We start from the raw sequence: 26,952 nt of genomic DNA on the forward strand, positions 1-26,952 counted from the left end.
CGGAATCAGAGCTGAGTGATACGGCGGCCTTTGAAACGGCGTTGACGGACCTTTTTCTTGGTCCAGACGAAGGGCTCGGCTCTGTCGTTGTATGCGTTGACGTAGGCATCGATGTGTTCCTGAAGCTGCTTGAGGCTCGTGAAGGAGGTGCCGCTGAGCGACTGCCCCTGCAAGATGGAAAACCATACTTCGACCTGATTGAGCCATGACGCACTTGTCGGCGTGAAATGAAATTGCACGTTGGGGTGGGCCTTGAGCCAGTCCTCGTTCTTTTTATGGGTGTTGAGGTTGTCGAGGATGACGTGAAGCTTGCGGTTCGGAAAAGCCGCGGTGACGCTGTTCATGAAATCGAGAAACTCGACGCGGCGCCGGCGTTTTGAATGGGTCGCGATGATCTTTCCGGTGGCGACTTCGAGCGCCGCAAACAATGTTGTGGTGCCATGCCGCTTGTAATCGTGGCTTTGGCCGGTCAAGGCGCGGCCATTGGGCAACTTCAGATAACCCTGCGCTCGCTCCAAAGCCTGGATCGAGGGCTTCTCGTCCACGCACAGCACAATGGCCTTCGCCGGCGGCGCGACATAGAGGCCGACAACATCGGCGGCTTTGGCCGTAAAGTTCGGGTCGTTGCTCTCGCACCAGGACTTGCGAGCCACCAGGTCAATCTTGTGGCTGCGCAGGAACCGCCAGACATATTGGACATCGACATCGCCCAGCGCCTCGGCCAGCAGGGGGCCGGTCCAGCGCGCAAACCCTTGCGGTGGCGGCTTATCCAGCAGCTTCAGAATCCGCTTGTCGGTCGTCTTCGTATAGATCGGCTGCTTGCCAGGCCGCGGCTTGTCTTGCAGCCCTTCAAGGCCATGGTCGGCATAGCGATGCCGCCAAAGGCTGACAATCCGCGGCTGGACCCCAACTTCCTTGGCGATCGACCGGGTGCTGCGCCCATCCGCCGCCAACAGAACTATCCGCGCCCGCTTCAAATCGCGCTGCAACGTCACCGGTGAGCGACAGCACGCCTCAAGCACCTTGCGATCTTTCCTCGAAAGGTGGACTTCTCTTGCTTCGGGTATCATCCCGACCTTGAATCACGACTCACGTTCCAAGAAAAGTGGGTACTAGAACCATTCCCGAGCCGTCAAAAACCAGTAGCTTCAAACGATCCGATCGCTTCGATCGGAAGACATAAACGTCACCGCTGTAGGGCTTGCCGCCTAATCCCTCCGCTACCAGCGCGACAAGGCCATGAACGCCTTTACGAAAGTCAATCGGCTGCGTCGCGACGAACACACGGACCATTGGACCGAAAGAGATCATCGCGTCGATCTCACCGCCGCCAGCACGCGCTCCAGCGTCGCGGCGTCGACGCCGACGGGCACGCGCACCGTCGCGCCCGCGATCATCACCTCGATCCGCTCGGCCGGATCCGTCAGAACATGCGCCTTATCGATCGCGTTCGGCTGCGCCTCGACGGCGGCCTGGAGCCTGACTTGCACGAACTGCGGCGCTTCGCTCGACGCGAGCCGCGCCTGGCGCCGCCACACACTGAGCAGTCCCCGGTTCACCCCGTTGCGTCGAGCCACCTCGGAAATGCTCGTCTCCGGATCGGCACTCTCGGCCACGATCCGCGCCTTCTCCGCATCGCTCCAACTGCGCCGTCGCCTCTCCCCTGTGATCACCTCGATCCGCTGATAGGAGGCGGCATCAAGAGCTGGCCCCGCAAATTCGGACAGTAGCTTGAGTGGATTTTCTGCCTGACAGCGGCGAGGATTCTTGCTGCGAATCAGGAGCGAAGATGACGAAGAAGAGCCGCCGGACGCATTCTCCGGCATTCAAGGCGAAGGTTGCTTTGGCTGCGGTCAAAGGCGACAAGACACTGGCGGAGCTGGCGCAACTGTTTGATGTTCATCCGAACCAGATCACGATCTGGAAAAACCAGCTCCTGGAAGGCGCCGCCGGCGTGTTTGGGCATGACAAGACATCGGCCGAGACGCCGGTCGATTTGAAGGCGTTACATGCCAAGATCGGCGAGCTGGCGTTGGAAAACGATTTTTTGTCCGGCGCGCTCACCAAGGCGGGCCTGCTGAGCGCAAAGCGATGATCGACCGCGATCATGATCTTTCTATCGTGCGCCAGGCGAAGGTCCTGAAGCTGGCTCGCAGCACGGTCTACTATGAACCTCGGCCAGTTTCGGCCGAGGACCTTGCCTTGATGCGTCGGCTCGATGAGCTGCATCTCGATTATCCCTTCGCGGGAGCGCGTATGCTGCGATCGTTGCTGCGGCGGGAGGGCGTATACGCGGTCGCCGCCACATCGCGACGCTGATGAAGCGCATGGGGATCGAGGCGGTCTATCGTCGCCCGAACACGAGCAAGCCGGCTCCGGGTCACAAGATCTACCCGTACCTGTTGCGCGGATTGAAGATCGAGCGGCCCGACCATGCGTGGGCAATGGACATCACCTACATTCCGATGCGGCGTGGCTTCGTCTATCTCGCGGCGGTCGTCGATGTGTTCAGCCGACGGGTCCTGGCCCATCGCGTCTCGATCACAATGGAGGCGGCCTTCTGCGTCGAAGCGGTCCAGGAGGCGTTGGCGAAGCACGGCAGGCCCGAGATTTTCAACACGGATCAGGGCAGCCAGTTCACCAGCCTCGAGTTCACCGATGTGCTGCTGGACGCGAAGATCGCCATCAGCATGGACGGCAAGGGCGCCTGGCGCGACAACGTGTTTGTCGAGCGGCTCTGGCGCACGGTCAAATACGAAGAAGTATATCTCCGCGCCTACGACAGCGTGTCCGAGGCGCGAGCGTCAATTGCCAAGTATCTGGCCTTCTACAATCAGGGACGCCCTCACTCGAGCCTTGACGGGCGCACGCCCGACGAGGCTTACTTCGGCACGCAAGCTATGGTGATGGCCGCATGACCGTCGCCGACGGTTTTGTCGTCGCTCTGGTCGGGCTACGCCCTCCCGACGCAACGACAAAACCGTAAAGCCCCGCGTTCAGCATAACCCGGCAGGAATCCACTTAAATCCAGCGGGGCGCTGTCCAAACAACCGGGGCCAGCTCTTCATGCCCGTCTTGATGTCTGTCTTGATGCATGGAACGAGCGTCCCTCGCGTTGTCAAATCCACGCGCGAGTCTCGCTCATCCCGTCCACCTAAACGAGGTGGGGTCGTCGTACCGCTATCCTTCAAACGGGGCATGTCGCTTGTCCAGCTGTCAGGCAGAAAGAGACGTAACGCGACCATCACTGGCACTTCGCCGCGCGCAAGCGTTAAAGACACCAGCGTTTGGCAATTTGCAGTTTTACCGAGAGCCGATGCGTATTGCGCCGCAACACCGACCGATCGCTCACCCTTCTTCGGCAGTGAGGTGTCATCAATAACCAGCACCGCATCCCTGCCGCCGACGAGTCGGTCCGCCTGGTTGAGCAGCTCTGTCTCCAGCGGCGTCGCGTCCCAGACACCGTCGGCAATGAAATGGTGCAACTGGTCGTAGTTGCTCGTGACAAGGCGTTCCGCCATCGGCTGAACGCTCTTGCGATCGCCAGGACCGATCAATCCCGCAACATACAGAGGACACATCCGCTGCCGGGTCTTATGACCCAGCCGGTCCAAGAACGGCATCAGCCAGCGTTCGAGTTCGTCTTCCCATCCCGGCATGGTCAGCCCTCCAAGAGCCGACCACCCATGAATCATTGAAAAATTGATTCGGGAATCTGGAGGGTTCTGTGAGGTCGCGCTCACGCGAGGGCGCGGCAAGCGCTTGTAACGCGACCTCATTGAAGCCGGATTGAACGAAGCCGCGGGAGAATATGCACGGTGGTGCGGCTATGGGGATAGTTTGAGATCGCGGGTTGCTATCGGCAGACTGCGGAGCTGACGCGGCGACGTTTTGGTTGCGCAATGGCGGCAACTTGAGACAGAGAGCATTTTACCGGCTGTAGCGATCGATGGCCCGCTGCATCGAACAATTTCCATCGCGCTGTTTGGCCGCACGGATTCGGCAGCGTCTGCGATGATCGAGACGATGGGATCATAATGACGAATGACGATCTTCGTGCACGGTATAAGTTGGCTCACGATGTGTCGCACCGGTACGATTGGGTGGGAGCGCCGGAACAGCTGAAGCTGTGTCGAAAGCGCTCGATGATGCGCATGACGCCACCACAATCAGGGCAGGCGGGAGCCTTGGCCCACGTCAGAGCGTCCGAATCCACAGGCGACGGCTCGCCATCGTTTGGCGGTGTCCGCTCACGATCGAGAAGTTTGCGGCAAAGAGCAAGTTTGGCAGCGCGATGGCCGTTGGCCATGAAGCCGAAGTGGCGGATGCGATGGAAGCCATCGGGCAGCGTGTGAAGAAGGAAGCGGCGGATGAACTCGTCGGGCTTGAGCTTCATGATCTTTGTCGCGCCATTCTGGCGGTAGTCCTTCCAGGTAAAGGCGACGTGATCCTCGTCGAGGGCGACGAGCCGGCTGTTGGCGATTGCAACGCGATGGGTATAGCGGCCGAGATAGGCCAGCACCTGCGCGGGGCCGCCGAACGGCCGTTTGGCGTAGACGACCCAGCTGATGCGCCGCATAGCGACGAGGTGAGCTGCGAAGGCGGCAGGCTCGGCCAGGGATGCGAGATCGCCGAAGAAGTTCAGGGTGCCGGCGTCGAAGGCGGCGGTCAGACGTTCGAGGAACAGGCGTCTGAACAGCCGGGCGAGCGGTTTGACGGCCAGGAAGAAGTTTGGTCGGCTGGCGATCCAGTGCGCGCTATCGGGCGAGAGGCCGCCGCCCGGCACGACGCAGTGGACGTGGGGATGGTGCGTCAGCGCCTGCCCCCAGGTGTGGAGGACGGCGCCGAGCCGGCGTGGATTGGCGGCGAGCGTCGACATTGCCTCGGCGGCGGCTTTGAACAGGATCGCATAAACGATGGCCTTGTTCTGAAAGGCGATCGCGGCGATCGGAGCCGGCAGTGTGAAGACGATGTGGAAATAGGGAACCGGCAGCAGGTCGGCTTCTCGCGCGGCGAGCCACGCGGCTCGGGCTGGCCCCTGACACTTCGGACAGTGCCGGTTGCGACAGGAATTATAGGCGATCCGCGTCATGCCGCAGTCGTCGCAAGCCTCCATGTGGCCGCCGAGCGCCTCGGTCCGGCACGCCACGATCGCGCTCATCACGCGCCGCTCGACCCGACCGAGATGACCGGCATGTACACGGCGATAGGTGTCGCCATGCCGGCGCAGAATATCGGCGATCTCGATGGCGGGCCTGTTGCAGCGGCTGTCGGGGCGGATCATCACCCGCATCCCGCCGCGGCCAGCGACAGGCGATCGAGCGGGCTCTGCGTCGCCCGGATCGTATCGGTGGCGACCTGCGTGTAGCGCGCTGTCGACGACAAATTATTGTGCCCGAGCAAGACCTGGATGATCCGGATATCGGTTCCGTTCTCGAGAAGATGCGTCGCGAAGCTGTGGCGCAGCGTGTGGAGCGTGACGCGCTTGGTCAGGCCCGCAGCCTTCACCGCCGACCGACAGGCGGCGTGCAACACGGTCTGATCGATCGGATGATCTTCGTCACGACCAGGGAACAGATAAAGCCGCGGCCGGGCGAGCCGCCAGTACGTGCGCAGGATACCCAGCAGCTGGGGCGACAGCATCACGTTGCGGTCCTTCGCCCCCTTGCCGTGGCGCACCTGGATGACGCCGCGGGCGCTGTCGATGTCTTCGATCCGCAGTCCCGCGACTTCGGAGGCCCTGAGTCCGGCCGCATAGGCCGTGGTGAGCGCGGCGCGGCTCTTCAGGCTGGACACGGCCTCGAGGAACTGAACCACTTCGTCGGCGCTGAGCACGACCGGCAGCTTGCGCGGTTCTCGCGCATAGGGAATGCGCTCCGGGATCAGTGCCTCGCCGAGCGTGACGCCGTAGAAAAACCGTAGCGCACAGACGATCTGGTTCAGCGCCGGCCATGAGATGCCGGTCGAGACCAGATGCACCTGGAAGGCGCGGACGTCTTCCAGCTCTAACCGGTCAGGCGATCGGCCAAAATAGCGGCTGAACTTCGAAACCGCGCTGATGTAGGATCGTTGCGTCGCCGGCGACAGATTGCGGACGGTCATGTCTTCGATCATGCGGCGGCGAAGAGGGCTCAAATCGGCCATCTCATACTCCTGTCTGAGGGGGTGGGCTCTAACACCCACATCCTCTCAGCCAGGAGGCGATCTACGCCACCTTGCCCCTCACGCCGCGGCAGCGGCTTCGTTCAATCCTATAAAACGCGGCAAAATCAACAATCTGCCAAAGTAGTGCTAGTGCGTGCCAACACTGTTCCAGACGAGGCCAAGGCCCGACAGGAACAACAGGCCGAGCACGACATCGCCGAAATGCTTGTCGCTCAGGGCGTGATAGACCCGGGCGCCGGCCCATGCGCCGATCAGCGTGCCCGGAAAGGCAACCAGTGCGAGCCAGACCACTTTCAGTTCGACCAGGCCTGACGCCGTCTGCAGCACCAGCGCGGTGGCGAGCACCGTGAAGTTGAAGAGCTGGAAGATGCCGCGACGCTCGTGCTTGTTCCAGCCACGGATGTTGGCCCAGAGGATCGGCAGCGGGCCCGAGAGTCCGGCGAGGCCGCCGAGAATGCCGCCGGCAAAGCCGATCGCTCCGTCGGCGATCCTGCCGCCGAACTTGAAGGCGAGGGGCCTCTTGTTGAGGTACAGCGCGCTCGAAAAGATCAGGAGCAGCACACCGACGCTCAGCTTGAATACCTTCGGATCGGCCGTGGCGACCATCATGGTTCCCAGCGGCACCCCGATCAGGCCTCCGATCAGGAACGGCCAGACCAGCGAGAGGTCGAAGCTTTTCCACATCGAGGGCAGCGTCGAGGTCTGTGCGATCACCGAGCAGATCAGCACCAGCGGTACCGCGAGCGAGGGCGGCAGGACGTAGAGCCAGATGCCGAGCGCCATCAGCGCCGTGCCGAACCCGGCCAGTCCCGAGACGAAGCCGCCGGCCAGCGCGCCGAACAGCAGCAGGACGTAGGTGAGCGTTTCCAACAGATTAGCCTTGTCGCAAGGGGCGATCCCGAGTTGTTGATCGCCATCGCTCGCATAGCATGCTTGCCGCCGTGCAGGTCAATCCATGCTGTACGCAAGCGTGATCTGCCGCGTCGGGCTTTCGCGGAAGACACGCCTACATGATGGCCGTACTTCAATCCCGGGGCCGCCCGACGCGATCAAGCGCCCGGATCGGTCGGTCCTCAATGCGATGATGGAGAATGACCATGACCCGCACCAAGATTGCCGTAGCAGCCGCGCTGCTGGCGGTCGCGTTGACGCCGACAATGGCCCAGGCACAGTTTTCCGAGCCTGCGGCCTATCAGGCGGCTCATCCTGATCGCGATGTGCTGAACGGCGGCCAGCTCACGCCTGCGGCGCGTGCGGCTCTCGGTCAGCGGGGAACGCCGGTCGATGCGTATGCATCGCAGGCCTATCCGTCACCTGTGGCACCCCCCGTGCGCTCCGGGCATCGCCGTCATCGCCGATGATCTAGACGATCTGCCTGGTGTCGGCAGGCTTCTGCAGCGCGCCGATCAGGATGCGCAGCGCCTCCGCCAATTCCGATCTGTTCCGTGCCGCCCCCAGCGAGACTCGTGCCGCATGCGGCGGTGCCCCGTCGACCGTGAAGGCATCGCCGGCAACGACCGCAAGTCCATTCCGCAGAAGATGTGCCGCGAGGTCGGGCCGGCCTTCCGGCAGCCGCAACCACAGATGATGGGCGGCGGGCCTGGCCAGGAATTGAAAGCCCTTCAGCGTGCGATGCGCGAGCTGCTGGCGGCCGACCGCCTCGTTGCGGATGGCGGCGATGATGCGATCGGCAATGCCGCTTTCGATCCAATGCGTCACCAGCGCAACCATCAATGGCGCCGGCATCTGAACGGTCGCCTGCAAATACGTGCGCATGTCCTGCTGCGCGCTGCTGTCGGGCGTCACCAGATAGGCGACGCGCAGCGCGGGCGCGATGCATTTTGACAGTGTGGTCGCGAGATAAGTTCGCTCCGGAATGAGGCCCGCGATCGGCGATGCCGAGCGGTCGAGCAGGCCGTAGGCGTCATCCTCGATCAAGGTCGTGTCGGCATCGCGAATGATCTTTGCGACGGCACTGCGCCGCTCGGCGGACAGCGTCGCGGTGGTCGGATTGTGCAGCGTCGGAATAAGATAGACGGCCTGTGGCCGGTGCGCGCGGCACGCCTTCGCCAGCGCATCGGGCAGGATGCCGCCGTCATCCATGGCGACGCCGACGAGCTTGACGCCGAGCCGTGCCGCGGCGGCCTTGATGCCGGGGAAGGTGAGGGCTTCCGTCAGAACGATGTCGCCGGGCCGCGCGAGATGGGCGAGCAGGTTGAACAGGATGGTTTGCGCGCCGGGGAAGATCAGGAGCCTGTCGGCCTGCGCATGCGGAACGCGTGCGCGCATCCAGCGCGCCGCGACCTCGCGCTCATGCGTGCTGCCGCCGGGCGGCTGATAGTTGAGATACGCCGTCAGGCCCGATTGCGCGCGGATGGCTTCCATGCCGGCGATGATGCGCTCGTCGAGCTGCGCCTCCAGCGGATGCGGCGGCACGTTCATCGAGAGATCGATCGCGACGGGATGCGGCAGGTCGACCGCGCGGCGCGCGCTGGTCTCCGACACGAACGAGCCCTGTCCGACCCGGGCTTCCATGATGCCGCGGCGCTGTGCCTCGGTATAGGCGCGCGTCACCGTGGTGAGGTCGATGCCGAGGGCTTTTGCGAGCGCGCGCTGCGTCGGCAATTGCTGGCCGCGCACCAGCCTCCCCGCAGCAATGTCGGCCTCCATCGCATCGACGATGCGCTGATAGCGCGGGCCGCTCAGCTCCGAGATTGTAGGGGTCCAATCCATGCAATTTAGCCCCATACCTTTGAATGTATGGATGCAAGATATTATTGTATGGATCGACGAAAAGGAAGAGGTGTGGTCATGGCGACGGTCTCTCTGGCAAAGGCGATGTGGCGCGGTTTCAGCGGCAAGTGTCCGAATTGCGGGGAAGGGCACATGTTCGGCCGTTTCCTGAAAGTGGCCGACGCGTGCGACCATTGCGGCGAGGAGCTGTTTCACCAGCGCGCGGACGACTTTCCCGCCTATCTCGTGATGGTCGTGGTCGGCCATCTCGTGGTGCCGGCGATCCTCGCGGTCGAGACCGCCTATGCGCCGCCGGAATGGTTGCAACTCGCGGTGTGGCTGCCGGTGACGCTGTTCGCCTCGCTCGCGCTGCTGCAACCAACCAAGGGCGCCATCGTCGGGCTGCAATGGCAGCTCGGCATGCACCGTTTCGAGGCGAGCAAGCAGCGGCGCGAGGCAGCCGAGCTTGCGCCGGTCCTGGTGAAGGCGGATACCCGCGCGGCCTGAGCGGCGTTTACATCGCGCGGCCGGCCGCTACACTCCGTCGTACCAACAAGAACGATGGAAACGCCGATGGCCGCACGCGCGAAGACCTTCCTGCTCTGTCATGGCGCGTGGTCCGGCGGATGGGCCTGGAAGAAGATGCATCCGCTGATGGCGCAGGCCGGCCATCGCCTGGTGGCGCCGACCTATACCGGGCTCGGCGAGCGCTCGCATCTCGCAAGCCCCACGATTGATCTGGAGACGCACATCCAGGACATCCTCAACGTCATCGCTTTCGAGGATCTCGGCGACATCGTGCTGCTTGGCCATAGCTATGGCGGCATGGTCGCGACCGGCGTCGCCGATCGCGCGCGCGAGCGCGTGACGCAGCTGATCTATCTCGACGCCTTCGTGCCGCGCGATGGCCAGTCGCTGTTCGATCTCAATGAGGGCGGCCGCGAGCCGATGCAAAGGGCAGCAAGCTCGGGCGACGGCTATCGCATCCCGCCGAATCCGCCGCCGCCGGACACGCCCCAAGCCGATCTCGACTGGCTCAATGCACGCCGCGTCCCAATGCCGATCAAGTGCTTCGAAACCAGGCTGAGGCTCGAACACGGCGAACCGGCGATGCCGCGCAGCTACATCTATTGCACGCGCATCCCGCCGGGCGACGTGTTCGGGCAGTTCGCCAAGCGGACGAAGAGCGAGGATGGCTGGCGCTATGTCGAGCTCGACGCGAGTCACGCGCCGAATGTCACCGCTCCCGAGGCGCTGATGGACGTGTTGGGGAAGATCGTCGCGTAACTCTCGCTCGTCATTCCGGGGCGCGACGAAGTCGCGAACCCGGAATCCATTCATCCACCGACACGGCCGCCTGATGGATTCCGGGCTCTCGCTTCGCGAGCCCCGGAATGACGATGGTGGCCAAAATGGTGAGGGGTCCGATGCGTTGGCACCGAACCCCTCGTCGCACATCAGCCGGCCTGTAAGCCGGGTTCTGTAGGGCACCGTCCGCTTGCGCGAACGATACGTGACGGCCATTCCTCTGGGACCATGTTTGCACACGGCCTCGAGCAACCTACCCGGACGGCGGGCCTGACATCGCCCCGCGGCGTTATCGCTTGCGCGAACAGCCCGCTTAAGCCGTCCCTATTCGGTTTTGCTCCCGGTGGGGTTTGCCATGCCGGCTCCGTTGCCGGAACCGCGGTGCGCTCTTACCGCACCTTTTCACCCTTACTTCCTCCGAGGAGGGAGCGGTTCGTTCTCTGTGGCACTTTCCCTGGGGTCGCCCCCGCCGGACGTTATCCGGCACCGCATGTCAAGGGAGCCCGGACTTTCCTCCCCGGCGGCCTTTCGGCACGTGCCGGAGCGGCCGTCCAGCCGACTGACGTATTACGCATGGGGCATTTGTGACGGTTTCGTCAAGCTGATATCGCGACGCACGCTTCGCCCGCAAATAATCTATCCTGAAGATGTCGTTTGGTGCGTGTCCCGTTCGACTGGATGTCGACAACACGGCCGAGCAACAGGAGTGAAGCAATGCAATATCTGCTGATGATCTATCAGAACGAGGTCGAGTACGCGAAGAACGACGCGGCGACGAGCCAGAAGATGCTGGCCGAATACCAGGCCTTCACGCAATCCATCATCCAGAGCGGCAACTTCAAGGCCGGCGACCGCCTGCAGCCGACCACGACCGCGACGACCGTGCGCGTGCGCGAGGGCAAGACGCTGACGACCGATGGTCCGTTCGCGGAAACGCGTGAGCAGCTCGGCGGCTACTATCTCGTCGAGGCGAAGGATCTCAACGAGGCCATCGGGATCGCGGCGCGAATTCCCAGCGCACGCATCGGCTCGATCGAGGTGCGGCCGATCTGGGTGTATGAGAAGTGACGGCTCTCACCTTCGTCATTCCGGGATGCGCCGCAAGGCGAAGGCCCGGAATCCCCATCCCCGAATCGTGGTTATGGATTCCGGGCTCGCGGCTTTGCCGCGCCCCGGAATGACGAGAGGGGATGATCGCCTGACATGACCCCTGGCGAGATCGACAAAATCTTCCGCGACGAGGCGGGGCGGGCGCTGGCCACGCTGATCCGTCTCGTCGGTGATTTCGATCTCGCCGAGGACGCGCTCCAGGATGCTTTTGCCGTCGCCCTGGAACGCTGGGCGGGGTCTGAGGTCCCCGGCAATCCGCGCGCCTGGCTGGTCAATGTCGCCAAGCACAAGGCGATCGACCGGATTCGCCGCCAGGCCGTCTTCCGCGGCAAGCAGCAGGCGCTGGTGCATGAGCTCGAGCTCAACGCGCAAGCCGTCGACGAGCCGACGGCAACGCTCGACGACGACATGCTGCGGCTCATCTTCACCTGCTGTCATCCCGCGTTCGCGCCCGAGGTCCAGGTCGCGCTGACGCTCCGCACCATCTGCGGGCTGTCGACAGCGCAGGTCGCGCGCGTTCCTCGTGGGCGAGGAGGCAATGGCGCAGCGGCTGGTCCGCGCCAAGCAGAAGATCAGGCTTGCCGGCATCCCCTATGAGGTGCCCGAGCGCGACGCGTTGGCGCCGCGGCTCGATGGCGTGCTCGCCGTGATCTATCTCGTCTTCACCGAAGGCTATGTCGCGACCGAGGGCGCGGACCTGATGCGGCCCGATCTTGCGGCCGAGGCCATCCGGCTCGGCCGCTTGCTCGATCGGCTGATGCCCGATCGCGCCGGCATCAAGGGGCTGCTGGCCCTGATGCTGCTGCACGATGCCCGCCGCGCCGGGCGCGAGACGCCGGCCGGCGACATCGTGCTGCTCGAAGAGCAGGACCGCTCGCTGTGGGATCGTGCGCAGATCGATGAGGGCTTGCGTCTGGTCGACGATGCGTTGCGCGTGCCCGGCCGGCCGCAGCCCTATGCGGTGCAAGCCGCGATCGCCGCTCTGCATGCGCGTGCGCCGAGCTTTGAGGAAACCGATTGGCCGCAGATTGCGGGACTCTACGAGGTTTTGCTGCGCATCAACCCGTCGCCGGTGATCGAGCTGAACCACGCCGCGGCGGTGTCGATGGTCGATGGGCCGGCGCGAGCGCTCGATCTCGTCGATGCGATCACCGCGCGCGGCGGGCTTCGCGGCTATGAGCTGTTGCCCGCAGTGCGCGCGGATCTGTTGCGGAGGCTCGGGAGGACGGAGCAGGCGCGCGAGGCCTATCATGCGGCGACGGAGGCGACGCAGCTCGAGCCGTTGCGGAGGCTCTATGCGCGAAGGATGAGGGAGATGGAGTGATGCTCTCGTGCCCCGGACGCAGCGCAGCGCCTCTATGGCGATGCGCTGCAGAGCCGGGGCCCATCTCGTCGCAGCGGGCTGCATCGCCGATTGTGTCGCGGCTCGCGCTTCGCGCGTCCGGGACACGAGAGTGAACCGCGTGGCCTACGCCGTCACTTCGACGCCACCGTCGTTTCTTCCGCCGGCAGGCTCGCCAGCAGAGCCTGCAACGTCGACAGCGTCGAATGATCGGCGACGCCATCGAGCCGCGCCGGACGGAAATGGCGCTGGAAGGCGATGACGACTTCCATCGTCGCGGCGTCGTATTTGCCGGTCAGCGGCACGCCGTAGCCGTATCTGGCGAGCGCCTGCTGCATGCTCAGCACGGCGTCGCTGATGGTGCCGAGCATCAGAGTCTCACCGCGCACGATCGGAGAGGGCGTGACCCAGTGGCCGACGCCGGAATTGGCCAGCGAATGCCATGGAAATTTTTCGCCGGGATCCTTCTTGCGCGCGGGCGCAACGTCGGAATGGCCGAGCACCCGGTGGGCCGGCACCTTGCGGCGGAGCATGATGCCGCGGCACAGCGCGATCACGGCGGCGATCTGGCGCAGCGGAAACTCGGGATAGCCCCAATCGTGGCCGCGATTGATGATTTCGATGCCGATCGAGCAGGAGTTGATGTCGTCCTCGCCGGCCCAGGAGGAGACGCCTGCGTGCCAGGCGCGCTTGGCCTCGGGCACGCATTGCACGATGCGGCCGTCCTCGAGCACGACATAATGCGCCGACACTTCGCTGCCCGCCGTGCACAGCCGTGCCAGCGCGCCCTCGACATCGGGCATGCCGGTGTAGTGCAGCACGATCATGTCCGGCTGCCGTCCCTTGTTGCGCTCGCCATGATTGGGCGAGGGGATGATGTCCGAGACGATCGACGAGTCGGGCTCGAACGTCCGCAAGCTCGCCACGGTCTTGGGAACCGGAAGAACGCGTTGACGCTTCGAATCAGATCCAGACGGTGTGGACGAACCGGAGGGCATGAGCAGCTCGAACGAACGGAGAGTGGGGCAAGCCCTTCTCTTTACTATTCCTTTACCGTCCACCGGACGCAATCGCGCGGCGCGGTTAACGGATGCATTTCGGCGATGTGTGTGGATGAGGCATCACCCCGCTCGTCACCTTTACGACTTGTATCGAGTCGAGCAACGCTTTCTTAACGCTAAGGGCCGTTACTGAGGGATGAAGTGCCGACCCGCGTCCAGAGGCGGCCAAAGCGTATTTTGGCTCGAAATCCCATGGCTGCCCGACAAATTCCGCTGGGAACACTGGGTTTGTGGCCTGGGACGACCGGGCCCGGTAACCATGCTGGACGAGGGCTTTGTCGTGGAACCGCCGCGACGCGTAATGATTCGAGGCGTTATGGGCTTGTTCGTCCCCGATCTTGCTTGGATGTCAGGCCGGTCGGTCGGCAGGCGTTTCGCATGAGCTCGGTTCCGCACATCCCCGTTCTTGGTCGGGAGGCCATCGCGCATCTCGCTCCGCGCGAGGGCGGCGTCTATGTCGACGCCACTTTTGGCGCCGGCGGCTATAGCCGCGCGATCCTGGAAGTGCCGGGAACCCGACTCATCGCCATTGATCGCGACCACACTGCGATTGCCGGCGGTGCCGACCTGGTCGAACGCTCCGCGGGCCGGCTGATGCTGGTCGAGGGCCGCTTCTCCAGTCTTGCCGAGGTCTGCGCGGCGCAAGGCGTCGAGGCGATCGACGGCGTCGTGATGGACGTCGGCGTGTCCTCGATGCAGCTCGACCAGGCCGGCCGCGGCTTCTCGTTCCGCCTCGACGGTCCGCTCGACATGCGGATGGGGCAGACGGGCCCGACCGCGGCCGACGTGGTCGCGCGTGCGTCGGAAGGCGATCTCGCCGACATCATCTATCTCCTCGGCGAGGAGCGGCATTCGCGCCGCATCGCACGCGCCATTGTCGCGGACCGCCTGGAGACCCCGTTCACCACCACGCGCGCGCTTGCCGATCTCGTCGGAAGGGTGGTTCGCTCCAAGCCGGGGGACATTCATCCGGCAACGCGGACGTTCCAGGCGCTGCGCATCTTCGTCAACGAGGAGCTCGACGAGCTCCAGGCCGCGCTCGCGGCGGCCGAACGCATGCTCAAGCCCGGCGGCCGCCTCGTCGTGGTCTCGTTCCATTCGCTGGAAGACCGCATCGTCAAGAATTTTCTCACTGAGCGCTCCAGGACCGGCGGCGGTTCGCGACATCTGCCGGAAGTGGCGCAAGTGACGCCGAGCTTCCGGGTTCTGACGCGGCGGCCCATCGTCGCCGGCGAAGACGAAGTTGCGCATAATCCGCGCGCGCGCTCCGCAAAGCTGCGCGCCGCCGAGCGCACCTCGGCGCCGGCGCACGAGACCGACGAGGCATCGCCCTGGCCGAAACTCTCCGACGTGATGAGGGGCGGCTAGCGCATGCGCATCATCCACCTCCTCGTCATCGGTGCGCTGATCTTCGCGGCGGCCCATGTCTACCGGATCAAGATGGACTCCACGGCGCGCACCGAGAAGGTGCTGCGGCTGCGTGCAGAGATCCGCGAGGAGCGCGACGCGATCGCGGCGCTACGGGCCGAGTGGGCCAAGCTCGATGCCCCGCTGCGGCTGCAAGGCCTGTCCGACCGGCATCTGCACCTCAAGCCGGTCAATGGCACGCAATATGACTCGCTGAAGAATCTGCCGGAGCGCCCGCCGCGGATGTTCAGGCCGGGCGATCCCGATCCGATCGGGGCCATGCTAAACGCCATCGAAGCCGCGAGCGATCCCGATACCGTGACGGGCTCCGTGCCTCAGACCGAGGACAAGCAATGAGCGCGGCAACGCCTGCAAAACCGACCGAGAAGCCGGCTGAACCGTGGCGGCAGCGGCTGATCCGCAGCCTGCTCTACGGGCGCAATGTCGATCGCGCCGTGAAGGCGCGAGCGCGCGTGGGCCTTGCGATACTCGCCTTCGCTTCGGTCTATGCCCTGATCGGCGGGCGGCTCGTGATGTTCGCGATCGGCGCGGACGCCCACGGGGCGCGCCGCGCCGCGGCGCAGGAGGTGGTTGCGACCGCGCGGCCCGACATCGTCGACCGCAACGGCGCGATCCTTGCGACCGACGTCAAGGCCGCGAGCCTGTTCAGCGAGCCGCGCCGCATCATCGACAAGGATGAGGCGATTGAGCTCCTGACCGCGACCATTCCCGACCTCGACGAGGCCGAGGTGCGCGAGCGCCTGAAGTCGCGCAAGGGCTTCGCCTGGCTCAAGCGCGAGGTCACGCCGGCGCAGCAGCAAGCCATCCACAAGCTCGGCCTTCCCGGCATCGGCTTCCTGCGCGAGAACAAGCGCGTCTATCCGACCGGCAACGAGGTCGCCCACATCATCGGTCTGGTCAACATCGACAACCAGGGCATCGCGGGCCTGGAGAAGTGGCTCGACAATCAGGGGCTCGCCGATCTCCACCGCGCCGGCTTTGCCACCGACCGGCTGCAGAAGCCGATCGAGCTCTCGGTCGATCTGCGCGTCGAGCATGCGCTGCGCGACGAGCTCCTCAAGGCCAAGGACAAGTTCCACGCCAAGGCCGCCTCCGGCATCGTCTCCAACGTCAAGACCGGCGAGATCGTGGCGATGGTCTCGCTACCGGATTTCGATCCCAACAATCCGAAGGAAGCGCACGACCCCGATCGCATCAACCGGCTGACCACCGGCGTCTACGAGATGGGCTCGACCTTCAAGGCGTTCACGCTGGCGATGGCGCTCGATTCCGGCAAGATCAACTTGAATTCGTCGTGGGATGCGCGCGGAAACCTGCACTACGGCAAGTTCACCATTCACGACAGTCACCCGCTCGGGCGTTTCATCAACACCAAGGAAGTGTTCACCTACTCGTCCAACATCGGCGCGGCGCGCATCGCGCTCAGCCAGGGCGTGGAGGCGCACAAGGCGTTCCTCGGCAAGATGGGCCAGTTGACGCGGCTGCGCACCGAGCTGCCGGAGAGCGCGGCACCGCTGATACCGCGCCGCTGGGGTGAGCTGAACACGGTCACCATCGCGTTCGGCCAGGGCATGTCGGTGGCGCCACTCCAGGCGGTGATGGGCATCAACGCGTTGGTGAACGGCGGCTATCTGATTCCGCCGACATTCATGAGGCGTAGTGAATCCGAAGCCATGGCGATGGCCAAGCGCGTGATCAAGACGGAGACCAGCGACAAGATGCGGTTCCTGATGCGGCTCAATGCCGAAATCGGCACTGCCAAGACCGCCGACATCAAGGGCTACTACGTCGGCGGCAAGACCGGCACGTCCGAAAAGGTCATCAACGGCCGCTATGCCAAGAAGCGCGTGCTCAACTCGTTCACCGCCATCATGCCCTGCGACGATCCGAAATATCAGATCCTGATCATGCTGGACGAGCCTCAGGCGATACCTGAAACGAAGGGCTTCATCACGTCCGGCTGGAACGCGGTGCCGACCGGCGGCAGGGTGATCGAGCGGATCGCGCCGCTTTTGGGCGTCGAGCCGCGGTTCGACCTGCCGCCGTCCGACCGCCTTATTCTTGCAGCATCCAGGACAACCCAGTAATCAACCGGGTGGGCCATCGCCGGTGCTGAGTCGGGATTTTCCAAGGGATTCGGCTTTCCGGCAGGGCATGGCGACTGGAAGACCATGAAGCTGCGCGACCTCCTAGGCCAGGATGTTCTGGGCGATGATGCCGCGATCGAGCCCGCTGTTGCGGCGCTCGACGTGAGCAGCATTGCGCTCGACAGCCGCATGGTCAAGCCGGGCGATCTCTTCTTCGCACTCGCGGGCAGCAAGACCGACGGCGCTCGCTTCATCGATGCGGCAATTGCCGGGGGCGCGATCGCGGTCGTTGGCGACCATGCGCCTGCGGCGACCAGGGTGCCGTTTATCACTGTGGCCAATCCGCGCCGCACACTGGCGCTGGCCGCGGCAAAGTTCTTTCCCGCGCAGCCCGCGACGATCGCCGCCGTCACCGGAACCAGCGGCAAGACCTCGGTCGCGGCCTTCACACGTCAGATCTGGGAGCGGCTGGGGCATGCCTCCGCCAGCATCGGCACCATCGGTCTCGTCTCGCCCAAACGCACCGTCTACGGCTCGCTGACGACGCCGGACCCGATCGCGCTGCACCGGCAGATCGACGAGATCGCGCGCGAGGGCGTCACCCATCTCGCCTTCGAGGCCTCCTCGCACGGGCTCGACCAGTATCGCCTCGACGGCGTGCGCGTCTCCGCCGGCGGCTTCACCAACCTCTCGCGCGACCACATGGATTATCATCCGAGCGTTGCGCATTATCTCGCCGCGAAGCTCCGCCTGTTCCGCGAGCTGGTGCCGCCGGGCGGCGCCGCGGTGATCTCGGCCGATCATGATTGCTCGGCCGAAGCGATCGACGCCGCCAAGGCGCGCGGCCTGCGCGTCATGGCGGTCGGCCGCAACGGCGACGGAGCAGGCGAGGGCATCCGCCTCACGGAGGCCGTGGTCGAAGGTTTCGCGCAAAAGCTCACGCTCGAACATCGCGGCAAGCGCTTCGCCATCCGGCTGCCGCTGGTCGGCGAATTCCAGATCGAGAACGCGCTGGTGTCGGCGGGCCTTGCCATCGGCACCGGCAGCGATGCGGCGAATGTGTTCGCAACTCTCGAACATCTCGAAGGCGCCAAGGGCCGGCTCGAGCGCGTCGGCGAGCGCAACGGCGCACCGATCTTCGTCGATTACGCGCACAAGCCCGATGCGCTCGCGAAGGCGCTGCAGGCGCTGCGGCCTTATGCGAAGCGCAGGCTGGTCGTCGTGTTCGGCGCCGGCGGCGACCGCGATGCCGGTAAGCGTCCGATCATGGGCGAGATCGCGGCCGAGAACGCCGACGGCGTCATCATCACCGACGACAATCCGCGCAGCGAGAAGCCGGAGGCGATCCGCGCCGCGATCCTCGCCACCGCGAAGGGCGCCCGGGAAATCGGCGACCGCACCGCCGCGATCCGCGCCGCGATCGAGGAATTGGAAGACGGCGATGCGCTGCTCATCGCCGGCAAGGGGCACGAGACCGGGCAGATCGTCGGCGGAGAAGTTCTGCCCTTCAGTGATCACGAGGCGGTTGCCGCCGCACTAGCGTCGAGGATTGCATGAGCGCGCCAATATGGACGGTTGCCGAGGTCGCGCGTGCGCTGGGCGTCACCGGATCATTCCCGGACACGGGAATCGACTTCATCACGCAGGACAGCCGGCTGGTGAAGCCGGGCAGCCTGTTCGTTGCGCTCAGCGGCACGCCGAGCGGCGGCTTCGTCTCGGCCTTCGCCAGCGCGCGCGACGGCTGGGAGTTCGCGGACAAGGCGGAAGCTTCGGGCGCGGTCGCGATGATCGTGCCGCACGAGATCGCCGGCATCCGCATTCCGCAGATCGTCGTCAGGGACACGCTGATCGACGGTCTCTGGGGCCTTGCACGTGCCGCACGCGCGCGCTTTGCCGGACCGGTGATCGGGCTCACCGGAAGCGCCGGCAAGACCAGCACCAAGGAATTTCTCGCCGCCTATCCGAACGCCTATGCGAGCCCGTCGAGCTTCAACAATTTCTGGGGCGTGCCGCTGACGCTGTGCAATGCCAGGCGAGATGCCAGCCTCTGGGTCGTCGAGATGGGCATGAACCAGCAGGGCGAGATCGCGCGGCTCAGCGAATTGACGCGCCCGACGGTCGCGCTCGTCGTCAACGTGCAGCCCGTGCATCTGGAAAAGCTCGGCTCGCTGGAAGCCATCCGGCGCGAGAAGGTGTCGATCGCGTTCGGCCTGCCCGAGAATGGTGTGCTGGTGCTGCCCGCCGGGATCAAGGCGCCCGAGTGGAAGGGCAAGGTCGTGCGCTTCGGCGGCGAGCATGCCGAGGTGCACGAGGTCGCGCACGCGCCGCACGGCGAGAGCTGGCAGGTCGTGGCCGCGATCGGGAAGAAGGAGATCGCCTTCAGCCTCACCCCTGGCGCGCCGCACCGGGTGCACAATGCGCTGGCAGCACTTGCCGCCATTCATGCTGCGCATCTCGACGTCGCGACGCTCGCGATCAAGCTCGACCGCGTCGGCATCATGACCGGCCGCGGCGTCGAGCAGGCGGTCGGCGATATCACCGTGATCGACGACAGCTTCAACGGCAATCCGGCCAGCGTGGCGGCTGCGCTGCAAAGCCTCCAGGCGCGCCACGTGAGCGAAGGCCGCCGCATCGCGGTTCTCGGCGACATGCTCGAACTGGGCGAGGACGCACCGAGCTACCATACCGGCCTCGCCAAATATCTCGAAGGCATCGACGGCGTCTACTGCGTCGGTCCTCTGATGCGCCACCTCTACGACGTGCTGCCATCAGGCAAGGGCCTCGGCTGGCACGATGATCCGGCCACGCTGAAGCCGGGCGAGGTTGCGAGCCTGCTGAAGGCAGGGGATGTCGTGGTTGTCAAGGGCAGCAAAAAGATGTTCTGGGTCAACAAGTTCGTGCCGGGCCTGATGACCGCCTTGCAGGCGAAGGCGTAAACTGCTTGGAAGGCGCTGTTCCCGAATCCCACCCTTTGTGGCGCGAAGCCGTCCGTTTTCCCAGAGGTCGCGCGACCCATGACGAAGACCAGCGAATGCCCGTGAGGCACGTCGAGGCCAAGATAACGGCCACGAACAAGGCCAAGGCTGCGTGTGCAAAGGCGCCATAGGACCGTCTGAATGTTTTACTGGCTGATCGAGCTTTCCAACACATTTCCGGGCTTCGGTGCCGTTCGCACCTTCCTGAACGTCTTCCGCTACATCACCTTCCGCACCGGCGGGGCGGTCGTGACCGGCGCGCTGTTCGTGTTCCTGTTCGGGCCCTGGATCATCGACCATCTGCGCATCCGCCAGGGCAAGGGCCAGCCGATCCGCTCCGACGGCCCCCAATCGCATCTCGCCAAGAAGGGCACGCCCACCATGGGCGGGCTGATGATCCTGTCCGGCCTCACCGTCGGCACGGTGCTGTGGGCCAATCCGCTCAACCCCTATGTCTGGATCGTGCTGGCGGTGACGCTCGGCTTCGGCTTCGTCGGCTTCTATGACGATTACCTCAAGGTGACCAAGCAGACCACGACCGGGTTCGGCAGCAAGCTTCGCTTGCTGATCGAGGCGGTGATCGCGCTGGTTGCCTGCTACGCGCTGGTGCGGCTGAACCGCGATCCCGCCTCGACCGCGCTGACGATCCCGTTCCTCAAGGACACCGTGCTGCATTTCGGCTGGTTCTTCGTCATCTTCGGCGCCTTCGTCATCGTCGGCTCCGGCAACGCGGTGAATCTGACCGACGGCCTCGACGGCCTCGCCATCGTGCCGGTGATGATCGCGACCGCGAGCTTTGCGATGATCGCCTATCTCGCCGGCAACGCCGTGTTCGCCGAATATCTCCAGATCAAATATGTCGCCGGCACCGGCGAGCTCGCGGTGCTCTGCGGCGCGCTGCTGGGTGCCGGCCTCGGCTTCCTCTGGTTCAACGCGCCGCCGGCCTCGATCTTCATGGGCGACACCGGCTCGCTCGCGCTCGGCGGCATGCTGGGCGCCATCGCCGTCGCGGTGAAGCACGAGATCGTGCTCGCCGTGATAGGCGGCCTGTTCGTGCTGGAGGCGGTCTCCGTCATCGTGCAGGTGGTGTCGTTCAAGCTCACCGGAAAACGCATCTTCCGGATGGCGCCGATCCACCACCATTTCGAGCAGCTCGGCTGGACCGAGCCGCAGATCGTGATCCGCTTCTGGATCATCTCGGTGATGCTGGCGCTCGCCGGGCTGTCCACGCTGAAGCTGCGGTGATGGTCACGCGATGATCCCTGTCACATCCTTCGCCGGCAAGACGGTCGCGGTATTCGGCCTCGGCGGCTCGGGGCTTGCCTCCTGCCATGCTCTGAAGGCGGGCGGCGCCGAAGTGATCGCCGCTGACGACAATGCCGAGAACGTCGCCAAGGCCGTGCAGGCAGGCTTCATCAGCGCGGATCTGCGCAACGTCTCCTGGACCAATTTCACCGCGCTCGTGCTCGCGCCCGGCGTGCCGCTCACTCATCCGGTGCCGCACTGGAGCGTGCTGAAGGCGCGCGAGGCCGGTGTCGAAGTGATCGGCGATATCGAGCTGTTCTGCCGCGAGCGGCGCCGACACGCGCCGGACGCACCGTTCATCGCCATCACCGGCACCAATGGCAAGTCGACCACGACGGCGCTGATCGCGCACCTGACGAAATTCGCCGGATACGACACCCAGATGGGCGGCAATATCGGCACCGCGATCCTGTCGCTGGAGCCGCCGCGCACGGGCCGCGTCCACGTCATCGAGATGTCGTCCTACCAGATCGACCTCACGCCCTCGCTCGATCCCTCCGTCGGCATTTTGCTGAATGTCAGCGAAGACCACATCGACCGGCATGGTACGATCGAGCACTACGCCGCCGTGAAGGAGCGCCTCGTCGCCGGGGTGCAGGCGGGCGGCACCTCGATCGTCGGTGTCGATGACGGCTATTGCCGCGACATCGCCGACCGGCTCGACCGTGCCGGCAAGAACGTGGTGCGCATCTCCGTCAAGAACCCGCTCGCCTCGGGCATTTACGTCGAGCACGGCACCATCGTGCGCGCCTCGGGCGGGGCCCGCAGCGAGATCGCCGCGCTCGGCGGCATCGGCTCGCTCCGCGGCCTGCACAACGCACAGAATGCGGCCTGCGCCGCTGCTGCCGCGCTCGCGATGGGCATCGGCCAGGACGTGCTTCAGAACGGCCTGCGCAGCTTTCCCGGCCTGGCGCATCGCATGGAGCAGGTCGGCCGTCGCGGCAATGTGCTGTTCGTCAACGATTCCAAGGGCACCAATGCGGACGCCACCGCGCATGCGCTGTCGTCGTTTTCGGAGATCTTCTGGATCGCCGGCGGCAAGCCGAAGGCCGGCGGCATCACGAGCCTCACCGGCTTCTTTCCCCGCATCCGCAAGGCCTATCTGATCGGCGAGGCCGCACAGGAATTTTCCGGCACGCTCGGCGCGGTCCCGCACGAGATCAGCCAGACGCTCGACGTCGCTGTCGAGCACGCCGCGCGCGATGCGGAAGCCTCGGGGCTTGCCGACGCCGTCGTGCTGCTGTCGCCCGCCTGCGCCTCCTTCGACCAGTACCGCAACTTCGAGATCCGAGGCACCAAGTTCCGCGAGCTGGTTCAGGCGCTGCCGGGTGTGAAGCCGGTGGTGTGAGTTATGTCGCGGCGACGCTGGATCGGAATTGTCGTCGCTGCTCTTGCTGTTCCAGTCGCCGCGGGTTTTGTCTTCGTTGTTGCCGTCGACAATCTCATGAGTGGCTTCGGTGCGTGCCGCGTCGTTCGCCAGCGCGCATTCGCCTCGCCTAGCGGCAGCAAGCTGGTTGTCGTGGTCTGGAAGTCATGCGGCGCGACGGTACCCGACAGCACGCAAGCCAGCATCATCGCGCGCGGTCGGACGTTCTCGCCCGAGAGCACGCCGACCTTTCTCAGCGTGCGCGAGCACCTTGATGTTGTCGTCGCGTGGAGCAGTGAGCGCGCGGTCAGGATCGGGTTCATTCCCGGGCCAGATCAGATCTACAAGCGCGATCAGCGCGCGGGGGACGTTGCGATCAACTACGAATAGGGCTCTCGTGTCCCGAACGCGGTGCGGCACGAAGTGACGCTCCGCAGAGCCGGGACCCTGGCCGCTACACGATACACTGCCGCGATATGGGCCCGGCTCTGCAGCGCATCACGCCGCAAAGGGGCGGCACGCTGCGCTGCGTCCGGGGCACGAGACTCTCCACAACTTGATCCATCATGTTAACCCCCCGGTAACCAACCTCGGCGACCAATGGACCGACCTCTGTCCGAAAGCGGCCGCCCATGCTCTCCCGTGAAGAACCCACCCCCTTTTCCGAGTGGTGGTGGACCGTCGACAAGCCGCTGATGGGCGCCATCCTGGCGCTGATGCTGACCGGCGTGATCCTGTCGCTGGCGGCGAGCCCGCCGGTGGCGACCCGCATCGGGCTCGATCCGTTCCATTTCTTCAGCCGCCATGTGCTGTTCCTGTTGCCGTCCTGCATCGTGCTGGTCGGCGTCTCCTTCTTGTCGCCGCGCGCCATCCGCCGCAGCGCGCTCGTCATCTTCGCGATCAGCATCATCCTCATCGTCCTCACGCTCGCAATCGGCCCTGAGGTGAAGGGCTCGCGGCGCTGGATCACGCTGCTCGGCGTCAACATCCAGGCTTCCGAAATCGCCAAACCGTCGTTCGTCGTCATCGCGGCCTGGCTATTTGCGGAATCGACCAGGCGGCCGGAGATGCCCGCGACCTCGATGGCGGTGGTGCTGCTCCTGATGCTGGTCGCGCTGCTGGTAATGGAGCCCGATTTCGGCCAGACCATGCTGGTCCTGATGGTGTGGGGTTCACTGTTCTTCATCGCGGGTATGCGCATGATCTGGGTGTTCGGCCTCGCAGGTCTCGGCGCCGCAGGCCTGTTCAGCGCTTACTTGTTCGTCCCGCACGTTGCCGGCCGCATCAGGCGCTTCATGAATCCGGCCTCCGGCGACACCTTCCAGGTCGATACCGCCATGGAAGCCTTCTACAACGGCGGCTGGTTCGGGCTCGGACCGGGCGAGGGCATCGCCAAGCGCAGCCTGCCGGACAGCCACACCGATTTCGTGTTCGCAGTCGCCGCCGAGGAGTTCGGCATCATCCTGTGCCTCGCCATGCTGGCGTTGTTCGCCTTCGTCGTCATCCGCACGCTGTCGCGGGCCTATGCCAACGAGGACATGTTCTCGCGCTTCGCGGCGTCGGGGCTTGCGATCCTGTTCGGCGTGCAGGCCGCGATCAACATGTCGGTCAACCTCCAGCTGATTCCCGCCAAGGGCATGACGCTGCCGTTCATCTCCTATGGCGGCTCCTCGATCGTGTCGCTGGCCTATGGTGTCGGCATGATGCTGGCTCTGACGCGGCTGCGCCCGCGCACCGAGGTCGAAGCGAGCGGCCACGCCGAGGCGATGCGCAGCTACGCGTGATGCAGGTTTCGTGTCCCGGACAAGCGAAGCGCAGATCCGGGACCCAGAATGCCGCCGCCATGGGCCCCGGTTCAGCAGCGCACCACGTCGCCAGAGCGACGCGCTGCGCTGCGCCCGGGGCACGAACACCTTTGTGGCCGCGCTCGCAATGACCGAAAACTCCCTGTAAAACTCCCTCATTATGGACACATCTTCCCCCCTGATTCTTCTCGCCGCGGGCGGCACCGGCGGCCATCTGTTTCCGGCCGAGGCGCTCGGTGTCGAATTGATCCGGCGCGGCTTTCGCGTCCGCCTCGTCACGGACGAGCGCGCGCTGCGCTATAGCGGGCTGTTCAGCAAGGACATGATCGACGTCGTCAGAAGCGAGACCGCGCGCGGCCGCAATCCGTTTCAGCTCGCCTATGCCGGCCTCACGCTCGCCGCGGGCACGCTCTCTGCCTACCGCCTGATCAAGCGGCTCAAGCCGGTCGCCGTCGTCGGCTTCGGCGGCTATCCGACGCTGCCGCCACTGGTCGCAGCGAAATTCGCCGGCGTGCCCGGCATCATCCACGACGCCAATGCGGTGCTCGGCCGCGCCAACCGGTTTCTGTCGGGCCGCGTCCGCGCCATCGCGACATCCTTGCCCGGCGTGCTCGATCGCGATCCGGCGCTGTCGGGTAAGACGACGACCGTCGGCACGCCGATGCGGCCGGCGGTTCTCGCCGCCGCTGCGGTGAAATATAGCCCCCCCGAGGTGAACGGCCCGCTGCGCCTGCTCGTCGTCGGCGGCAGCCAGGGTGCGCGCATCATGGCCGATATCGTGCCGGGCGCGATCGAGCGGCTCGAGCCCGCGCTATGGAGCCGCCTCATCCTCACCCAGCAGGTGCGCGAAGAGGACATGAGCCGCGTGCGCGCGGTCTATGACAAGCTCAAGATCAAGGCGGAGCTCGCGCCGTTCTTCACGGATCTGCCGGCGCGGCTCGCCTCCAACCATCTCGTGGTATCACGCTCCGGCGCGGGTACCGTCGCCGAGCTCGCGGCGATCGGCCGGCCCTCCATCCTGGTGCCGCTGCCCGGCTCGATCGACCAGGACCAGTTCGCCAATGCCGGCGTGCTGGCCAAGGTCGACGGCGCGATCCGGATCCCGCAGACCGAGTTCACCTCCGATCGTCTCGCCGCCGAAATCTCCGGCCTGGCCGCCGAGCCCGCGCGCCTCGCCGCCATGGCCGCGGCCGCGAAGGGGGCAGGGCGGCTCGATGCGGCCGAAAGGCTCGCGGACCTCGTGGTGAAAACCGCCGGGATTTAGCCCGCGCGCCGTACAAGATCACGGACAGCTCTTTCGGCTCGATGGTCGCGCGCGACCGGGCCGATCGCGCCTGTTTACTCCCTTAACAAGGCGGAGGATCTGCCCGTGACAGGCCTGCTGATTCATTCCCTCTCGGAGTTCTCCGACCTCATCCTCGAGGCGCTCGCGCTGGCGGATGCACGAGAGGTCGTCGAGATCGGTTCGGAATACGGCGGGATGTCGTCCTTCCTTGCCGAGCATTGCCGTGTGCGCGGTGGGCGGCTCACCACCATCGATCCGTCGCCGAAGCGCGAGTTCCTGGCATGGCTCAAGCTCGGCCCGGACATTCGCCATCTCGCCAAGACGAGCCTGAAGGCGTTCGCCGACATTGACGAGGCCGATGCCTGGGTCGTCGATGGCGATCACAACTGGTACACGGTCTACAACGAGCTCGGCCACATCGATGCGATCAGCCGTCGCGCCGGCAAGCCGCTTCTGGTCTTTGTGCACGATATCGGCTGGCCGTGTGGTCGGCGCGATTTCTACTATGCGCCCGAGCGAATTCCACCCGAGTATCGCCACGCCTACAGCTTTGACGCCGGTGCGATTCCCGGTCAGGCAGCCCTTGTCGAGGGGCGCGGCTTTCGCGGCATGGGCCAGTTCGCGTTTGCCGAGATCTCCGGCGGTGCGCGCAATGGCGTGATGACGGCGATCGACGACTTTCTGGCCGATGCGCTCAGGGGCGGCCGCGAGCTCGGCTTTGCCGAGATCCCGGCCGTATTCGGGCTCGGTGTGATCTTCGATCTGGACGCGCCCTGGAGCGCGCCGCTCGCCGATCTCCTGTTGCCGTATCATCAGAACAAGCTCATTGGCGCGCTCGAGGCCAATCGCCTGCGCAACTATCTTCGCGTGCTCGATCTCCAGGATGAGGCGGCCGCGCGAACCGGCTTCGTCTGACCTCAGCGACGACATGGTCCCCGTGCTCCGAGCGCGGGGGGGGGCGCGGTCCGCGAAACGGGCCAAA

General features: G+C 65.1%; 23 protein-coding genes, 1 other RNA gene and 3 pseudogenes. 17 read left to right on the top strand and 10 right to left on the bottom strand.

Going from position 1 to position 26,952, the window contains the following annotated elements; all coding sequences use genetic code 11:
* Positions 1 to 5: 5 nt before the first annotated feature.
* The 3 genes from ABIF91_RS27400 to tnpA are packed head-to-tail and all read right to left on the bottom strand — an operon-like array spanning position 6 to position 1,826.
* Entirely contained in the window at positions 6 to 1,070 is a 1,065-nt protein-coding gene (locus ABIF91_RS27400; RefSeq protein ID WP_026192128.1) for an IS630-like element ISRj1 family transposase, read from the bottom strand.
* Between the two features lie 19 nt (positions 1,071 to 1,089).
* The gene (gene tnpB, locus ABIF91_RS27405; protein ID WP_424579492.1) at positions 1,090 to 1,311 is read right to left on the bottom strand and encodes an IS66 family insertion sequence element accessory protein TnpB; all 222 of its coding nucleotides are present in this window, start codon (positions 1,309 to 1,311) and stop codon (positions 1,090 to 1,092) included.
* Positions 1,308 to 1,826 (bottom strand): IS66-like element accessory protein TnpA, encoded by a 519-nt coding sequence (gene tnpA / locus ABIF91_RS27410; RefSeq protein WP_424579493.1) that lies wholly within the window; start codon positions 1,824 to 1,826, stop codon positions 1,308 to 1,310. Before tnpA ends, tnpB begins: the two co-directional genes overlap by 4 nt.
* On the opposite strand from tnpA, the pseudogene ABIF91_RS27415 reads away from it, so the two are divergent.
* Positions 1,790 to 2,918, top strand: a pseudogene (locus tag ABIF91_RS27415) (IS3-like element ISRj2 family transposase). The gene tnpA and the pseudogene ABIF91_RS27415 sit on opposite strands and share 37 nt — an antisense overlap.
* A gap of 257 nt (positions 2,919 to 3,175) precedes the next feature.
* Here ABIF91_RS27415 and ABIF91_RS27420 read toward each other — a convergent pair.
* The 4 genes and pseudogenes from ABIF91_RS27420 to ABIF91_RS27435 form a co-directional block, all read right to left on the bottom strand.
* Positions 3,176 to 3,695, bottom strand: a pseudogene (locus ABIF91_RS27420) (IS701 family transposase); the annotation flags it as partial.
* 380 nt (positions 3,696 to 4,075) lie between these two features.
* Positions 4,076 to 5,284, bottom strand: a complete 1,209-nt coding sequence (locus ABIF91_RS27425) for an IS91 family transposase (RefSeq protein WP_424579494.1) — start codon at positions 5,282 to 5,284, stop codon at positions 4,076 to 4,078.
* The gene (locus ABIF91_RS27430) at positions 5,284 to 6,144 is read right to left on the bottom strand and encodes a tyrosine-type recombinase/integrase (protein ID WP_035695117.1); all 861 of its coding nucleotides are present in this window, start codon (positions 6,142 to 6,144) and stop codon (positions 5,284 to 5,286) included. Before ABIF91_RS27430 ends, ABIF91_RS27425 begins: the two co-directional genes overlap by 1 nt.
* A 147-nt stretch (positions 6,145 to 6,291) precedes the next feature.
* Entirely contained in the window at positions 6,292 to 7,035 is a 744-nt protein-coding gene (locus tag ABIF91_RS27435) for a sulfite exporter TauE/SafE family protein (protein WP_028182074.1), read from the bottom strand.
* A 227-nt stretch (positions 7,036 to 7,262) separates the two neighbouring features.
* Here ABIF91_RS27435 and ABIF91_RS27440 point away from each other — a divergent pair, with 227 nt between their 5' ends.
* Positions 7,263 to 7,526, top strand: a complete 264-nt coding sequence (locus ABIF91_RS27440; protein WP_035674048.1) for a hypothetical protein — start codon at positions 7,263 to 7,265, stop codon at positions 7,524 to 7,526.
* 1 nt (position 7,527) lies between these two features.
* Here the strand turns inward: ABIF91_RS27440 and ABIF91_RS27445 are convergent, their stop codons facing one another.
* Entirely contained in the window at positions 7,528 to 8,898 is a 1,371-nt protein-coding gene (locus ABIF91_RS27445; RefSeq protein ID WP_028182072.1) for a PLP-dependent aminotransferase family protein, read from the bottom strand.
* A gap of 78 nt (positions 8,899 to 8,976) precedes the next feature.
* Here ABIF91_RS27445 and ABIF91_RS27450 point away from each other — a divergent pair, with 78 nt between their 5' ends.
* Together ABIF91_RS27450 and ABIF91_RS27455 are read left to right on the top strand one after the other, a co-directional pair.
* On the top strand, positions 8,977 to 9,405 hold the full coding sequence (locus ABIF91_RS27450) for a DUF983 domain-containing protein (protein ID WP_028182071.1): 429 nt from the start codon (positions 8,977 to 8,979) through the stop codon (positions 9,403 to 9,405).
* Positions 9,406 to 9,471: 66 nt separating this feature from the next.
* The gene (locus tag ABIF91_RS27455; RefSeq protein ID WP_035674058.1) at positions 9,472 to 10,185 is read left to right on the top strand and encodes an alpha/beta fold hydrolase; all 714 of its coding nucleotides are present in this window, start codon (positions 9,472 to 9,474) and stop codon (positions 10,183 to 10,185) included.
* A 166-nt stretch (positions 10,186 to 10,351) separates the two neighbouring features.
* Here ABIF91_RS27455 and rnpB read toward each other — a convergent pair.
* An RNA gene (gene rnpB / locus ABIF91_RS27460) (RNase P RNA component class A) lies at positions 10,352 to 10,769 on the bottom strand.
* A 151-nt stretch (positions 10,770 to 10,920) separates the two neighbouring features.
* Here rnpB and ABIF91_RS27465 point away from each other — a divergent pair.
* Positions 10,921 to 11,274 carry a YciI family protein gene (locus ABIF91_RS27465; RefSeq protein WP_028182069.1) on the top strand — a complete coding sequence of 118 codons (354 nt, stop codon included), beginning with the start codon at positions 10,921 to 10,923 and terminating at the stop codon, positions 11,272 to 11,274.
* 135 nt (positions 11,275 to 11,409) lie between these two features.
* A pseudogene (locus tag ABIF91_RS27470) lies at positions 11,410 to 12,640 on the top strand (RNA polymerase sigma factor).
* 152 nt (positions 12,641 to 12,792) lie between these two features.
* On the opposite strand, the gene ABIF91_RS27475 reads toward ABIF91_RS27470, so the two are convergent.
* Complete coding sequence (locus ABIF91_RS27475) at positions 12,793 to 13,656, bottom strand: N-acetylmuramoyl-L-alanine amidase (protein WP_028177074.1); 864 nt, start codon at positions 13,654 to 13,656, stop codon at positions 12,793 to 12,795.
* A gap of 441 nt (positions 13,657 to 14,097) precedes the next feature.
* Here ABIF91_RS27475 and rsmH point away from each other — a divergent pair, with 441 nt between their 5' ends.
* The 11 genes from rsmH (at position 14,098) to ABIF91_RS27530 (ending at position 26,885) form a co-directional block, all read left to right on the top strand.
* The gene (rsmH, locus tag ABIF91_RS27480; protein WP_028177073.1) at positions 14,098 to 15,087 is read left to right on the top strand and encodes a 16S rRNA (cytosine(1402)-N(4))-methyltransferase RsmH; all 990 of its coding nucleotides are present in this window, start codon (positions 14,098 to 14,100) and stop codon (positions 15,085 to 15,087) included.
* 3 nt (positions 15,088 to 15,090) lie between these two features.
* Positions 15,091 to 15,483 carry a cell division protein FtsL gene (gene ftsL, locus ABIF91_RS27485; protein ID WP_028177072.1) on the top strand — a complete coding sequence of 131 codons (393 nt, stop codon included), beginning with the start codon at positions 15,091 to 15,093 and terminating at the stop codon, positions 15,481 to 15,483.
* Positions 15,480 to 17,234 (top strand): peptidoglycan D,D-transpeptidase FtsI family protein, encoded by a 1,755-nt coding sequence (locus ABIF91_RS27490; protein ID WP_028177071.1) that lies wholly within the window; start codon positions 15,480 to 15,482, stop codon positions 17,232 to 17,234. Before ftsL ends, ABIF91_RS27490 begins: the two co-directional genes overlap by 4 nt.
* An 84-nt stretch (positions 17,235 to 17,318) precedes the next feature.
* Positions 17,319 to 18,791 carry a UDP-N-acetylmuramoyl-L-alanyl-D-glutamate--2,6-diaminopimelate ligase gene (locus tag ABIF91_RS27495; RefSeq protein ID WP_028177070.1) on the top strand — a complete coding sequence of 491 codons (1,473 nt, stop codon included), beginning with the start codon at positions 17,319 to 17,321 and terminating at the stop codon, positions 18,789 to 18,791.
* Positions 18,788 to 20,170, top strand: a complete 1,383-nt coding sequence (locus ABIF91_RS27500) for a UDP-N-acetylmuramoyl-tripeptide--D-alanyl-D-alanine ligase (RefSeq protein ID WP_028177069.1) — start codon at positions 18,788 to 18,790, stop codon at positions 20,168 to 20,170. The genes ABIF91_RS27495 and ABIF91_RS27500 overlap by 4 nt, the downstream gene beginning before the upstream one ends.
* Positions 20,171 to 20,350: 180 nt before the next feature.
* Positions 20,351 to 21,454, top strand: a complete 1,104-nt coding sequence (gene mraY / locus ABIF91_RS27505; protein WP_028177068.1) for a phospho-N-acetylmuramoyl-pentapeptide-transferase — start codon at positions 20,351 to 20,353, stop codon at positions 21,452 to 21,454.
* 10 nt (positions 21,455 to 21,464) lie between these two features.
* Positions 21,465 to 22,862, top strand: coding sequence for a UDP-N-acetylmuramoyl-L-alanine--D-glutamate ligase (gene murD / locus ABIF91_RS27510; RefSeq protein WP_028177067.1), 1,398 nt, complete (start codon positions 21,465 to 21,467; stop codon positions 22,860 to 22,862).
* Between the two features lie 3 nt (positions 22,863 to 22,865).
* Entirely contained in the window at positions 22,866 to 23,270 is a 405-nt protein-coding gene (locus ABIF91_RS27515; protein ID WP_028177066.1) for a hypothetical protein, read from the top strand.
* 242 nt (positions 23,271 to 23,512) lie between these two features.
* A complete protein-coding gene (gene ftsW / locus ABIF91_RS27520; protein ID WP_028177065.1) occupies positions 23,513 to 24,664 on the top strand; it encodes a putative lipid II flippase FtsW in 1,152 nt (383 codons plus the stop codon).
* 181 nt (positions 24,665 to 24,845) lie between these two features.
* Positions 24,846 to 25,949 (top strand): undecaprenyldiphospho-muramoylpentapeptide beta-N-acetylglucosaminyltransferase, encoded by a 1,104-nt coding sequence (gene murG, locus ABIF91_RS27525; RefSeq protein ID WP_424579495.1) that lies wholly within the window; start codon positions 24,846 to 24,848, stop codon positions 25,947 to 25,949.
* A gap of 105 nt (positions 25,950 to 26,054) precedes the next feature.
* Positions 26,055 to 26,885 carry a class I SAM-dependent methyltransferase gene (locus ABIF91_RS27530; protein WP_028177063.1) on the top strand — a complete coding sequence of 277 codons (831 nt, stop codon included), beginning with the start codon at positions 26,055 to 26,057 and terminating at the stop codon, positions 26,883 to 26,885.
* The last annotated feature ends 67 nt before the right edge of the window (positions 26,886 to 26,952 follow it).

Origin of the sequence: Bradyrhizobium sp. USDA 241 (genome assembly GCF_049739505.1) — a bacterium.
In the GTDB taxonomy this organism is placed as follows: Bacteria; Pseudomonadota; Alphaproteobacteria; order Rhizobiales; family Xanthobacteraceae; genus Bradyrhizobium; species Bradyrhizobium liaoningense.

Excerpts from the sequence above, each read along its gene's own strand:
- ABIF91_RS27400 (WP_026192128.1), bottom strand. The coding sequence starts at position 1,070 with ATGATACCCGAAGCAAGAGAAGTCCACCTTTCGAGGAAAGATCGCAAG.
- tnpB (WP_424579492.1), bottom strand. The coding sequence starts at position 1,311 with ATGATCTCTTTCGGTCCAATGGTCCGTGTGTTCGTCGCGACGCAGCCG.
- tnpA (WP_424579493.1), bottom strand. The coding sequence starts at position 1,826 with ATGCCGGAGAATGCGTCCGGCGGCTCTTCTTCGTCATCTTCGCTCCTG.
- ABIF91_RS27425 (WP_424579494.1), bottom strand. The coding sequence starts at position 5,284 with ATGATCCGCCCCGACAGCCGCTGCAACAGGCCCGCCATCGAGATCGCC.
- ABIF91_RS27430 (WP_035695117.1), bottom strand. The coding sequence starts at position 6,144 with ATGGCCGATTTGAGCCCTCTTCGCCGCCGCATGATCGAAGACATGACC.
- ABIF91_RS27440 (WP_035674048.1), top strand. The coding sequence starts at position 7,263 with ATGACCCGCACCAAGATTGCCGTAGCAGCCGCGCTGCTGGCGGTCGCG.
- ABIF91_RS27445 (WP_028182072.1), bottom strand. The coding sequence starts at position 8,898 with ATGGATTGGACCCCTACAATCTCGGAGCTGAGCGGCCCGCGCTATCAG.
- ABIF91_RS27450 (WP_028182071.1), top strand. The coding sequence starts at position 8,977 with ATGGCGACGGTCTCTCTGGCAAAGGCGATGTGGCGCGGTTTCAGCGGC.
- ABIF91_RS27455 (WP_035674058.1), top strand. The coding sequence starts at position 9,472 with ATGGCCGCACGCGCGAAGACCTTCCTGCTCTGTCATGGCGCGTGGTCC.
- ABIF91_RS27465 (WP_028182069.1), top strand. The coding sequence starts at position 10,921 with ATGCAATATCTGCTGATGATCTATCAGAACGAGGTCGAGTACGCGAAG.
- ABIF91_RS27475 (WP_028177074.1), bottom strand. The coding sequence starts at position 13,656 with ATGCCCTCCGGTTCGTCCACACCGTCTGGATCTGATTCGAAGCGTCAA.
- rsmH (WP_028177073.1), top strand. The coding sequence starts at position 14,098 with ATGAGCTCGGTTCCGCACATCCCCGTTCTTGGTCGGGAGGCCATCGCG.
- ftsL (WP_028177072.1), top strand. The coding sequence starts at position 15,091 with ATGCGCATCATCCACCTCCTCGTCATCGGTGCGCTGATCTTCGCGGCG.
- ABIF91_RS27490 (WP_028177071.1), top strand. The coding sequence starts at position 15,480 with ATGAGCGCGGCAACGCCTGCAAAACCGACCGAGAAGCCGGCTGAACCG.
- ABIF91_RS27495 (WP_028177070.1), top strand. The coding sequence starts at position 17,319 with ATGAAGCTGCGCGACCTCCTAGGCCAGGATGTTCTGGGCGATGATGCC.
- ABIF91_RS27500 (WP_028177069.1), top strand. The coding sequence starts at position 18,788 with ATGAGCGCGCCAATATGGACGGTTGCCGAGGTCGCGCGTGCGCTGGGC.
- mraY (WP_028177068.1), top strand. The coding sequence starts at position 20,351 with ATGTTTTACTGGCTGATCGAGCTTTCCAACACATTTCCGGGCTTCGGT.
- murD (WP_028177067.1), top strand. The coding sequence starts at position 21,465 with ATGATCCCTGTCACATCCTTCGCCGGCAAGACGGTCGCGGTATTCGGC.
- ABIF91_RS27515 (WP_028177066.1), top strand. The coding sequence starts at position 22,866 with ATGTCGCGGCGACGCTGGATCGGAATTGTCGTCGCTGCTCTTGCTGTT.
- ftsW (WP_028177065.1), top strand. The coding sequence starts at position 23,513 with ATGCTCTCCCGTGAAGAACCCACCCCCTTTTCCGAGTGGTGGTGGACC.
- murG (WP_424579495.1), top strand. The coding sequence starts at position 24,846 with ATGGACACATCTTCCCCCCTGATTCTTCTCGCCGCGGGCGGCACCGGC.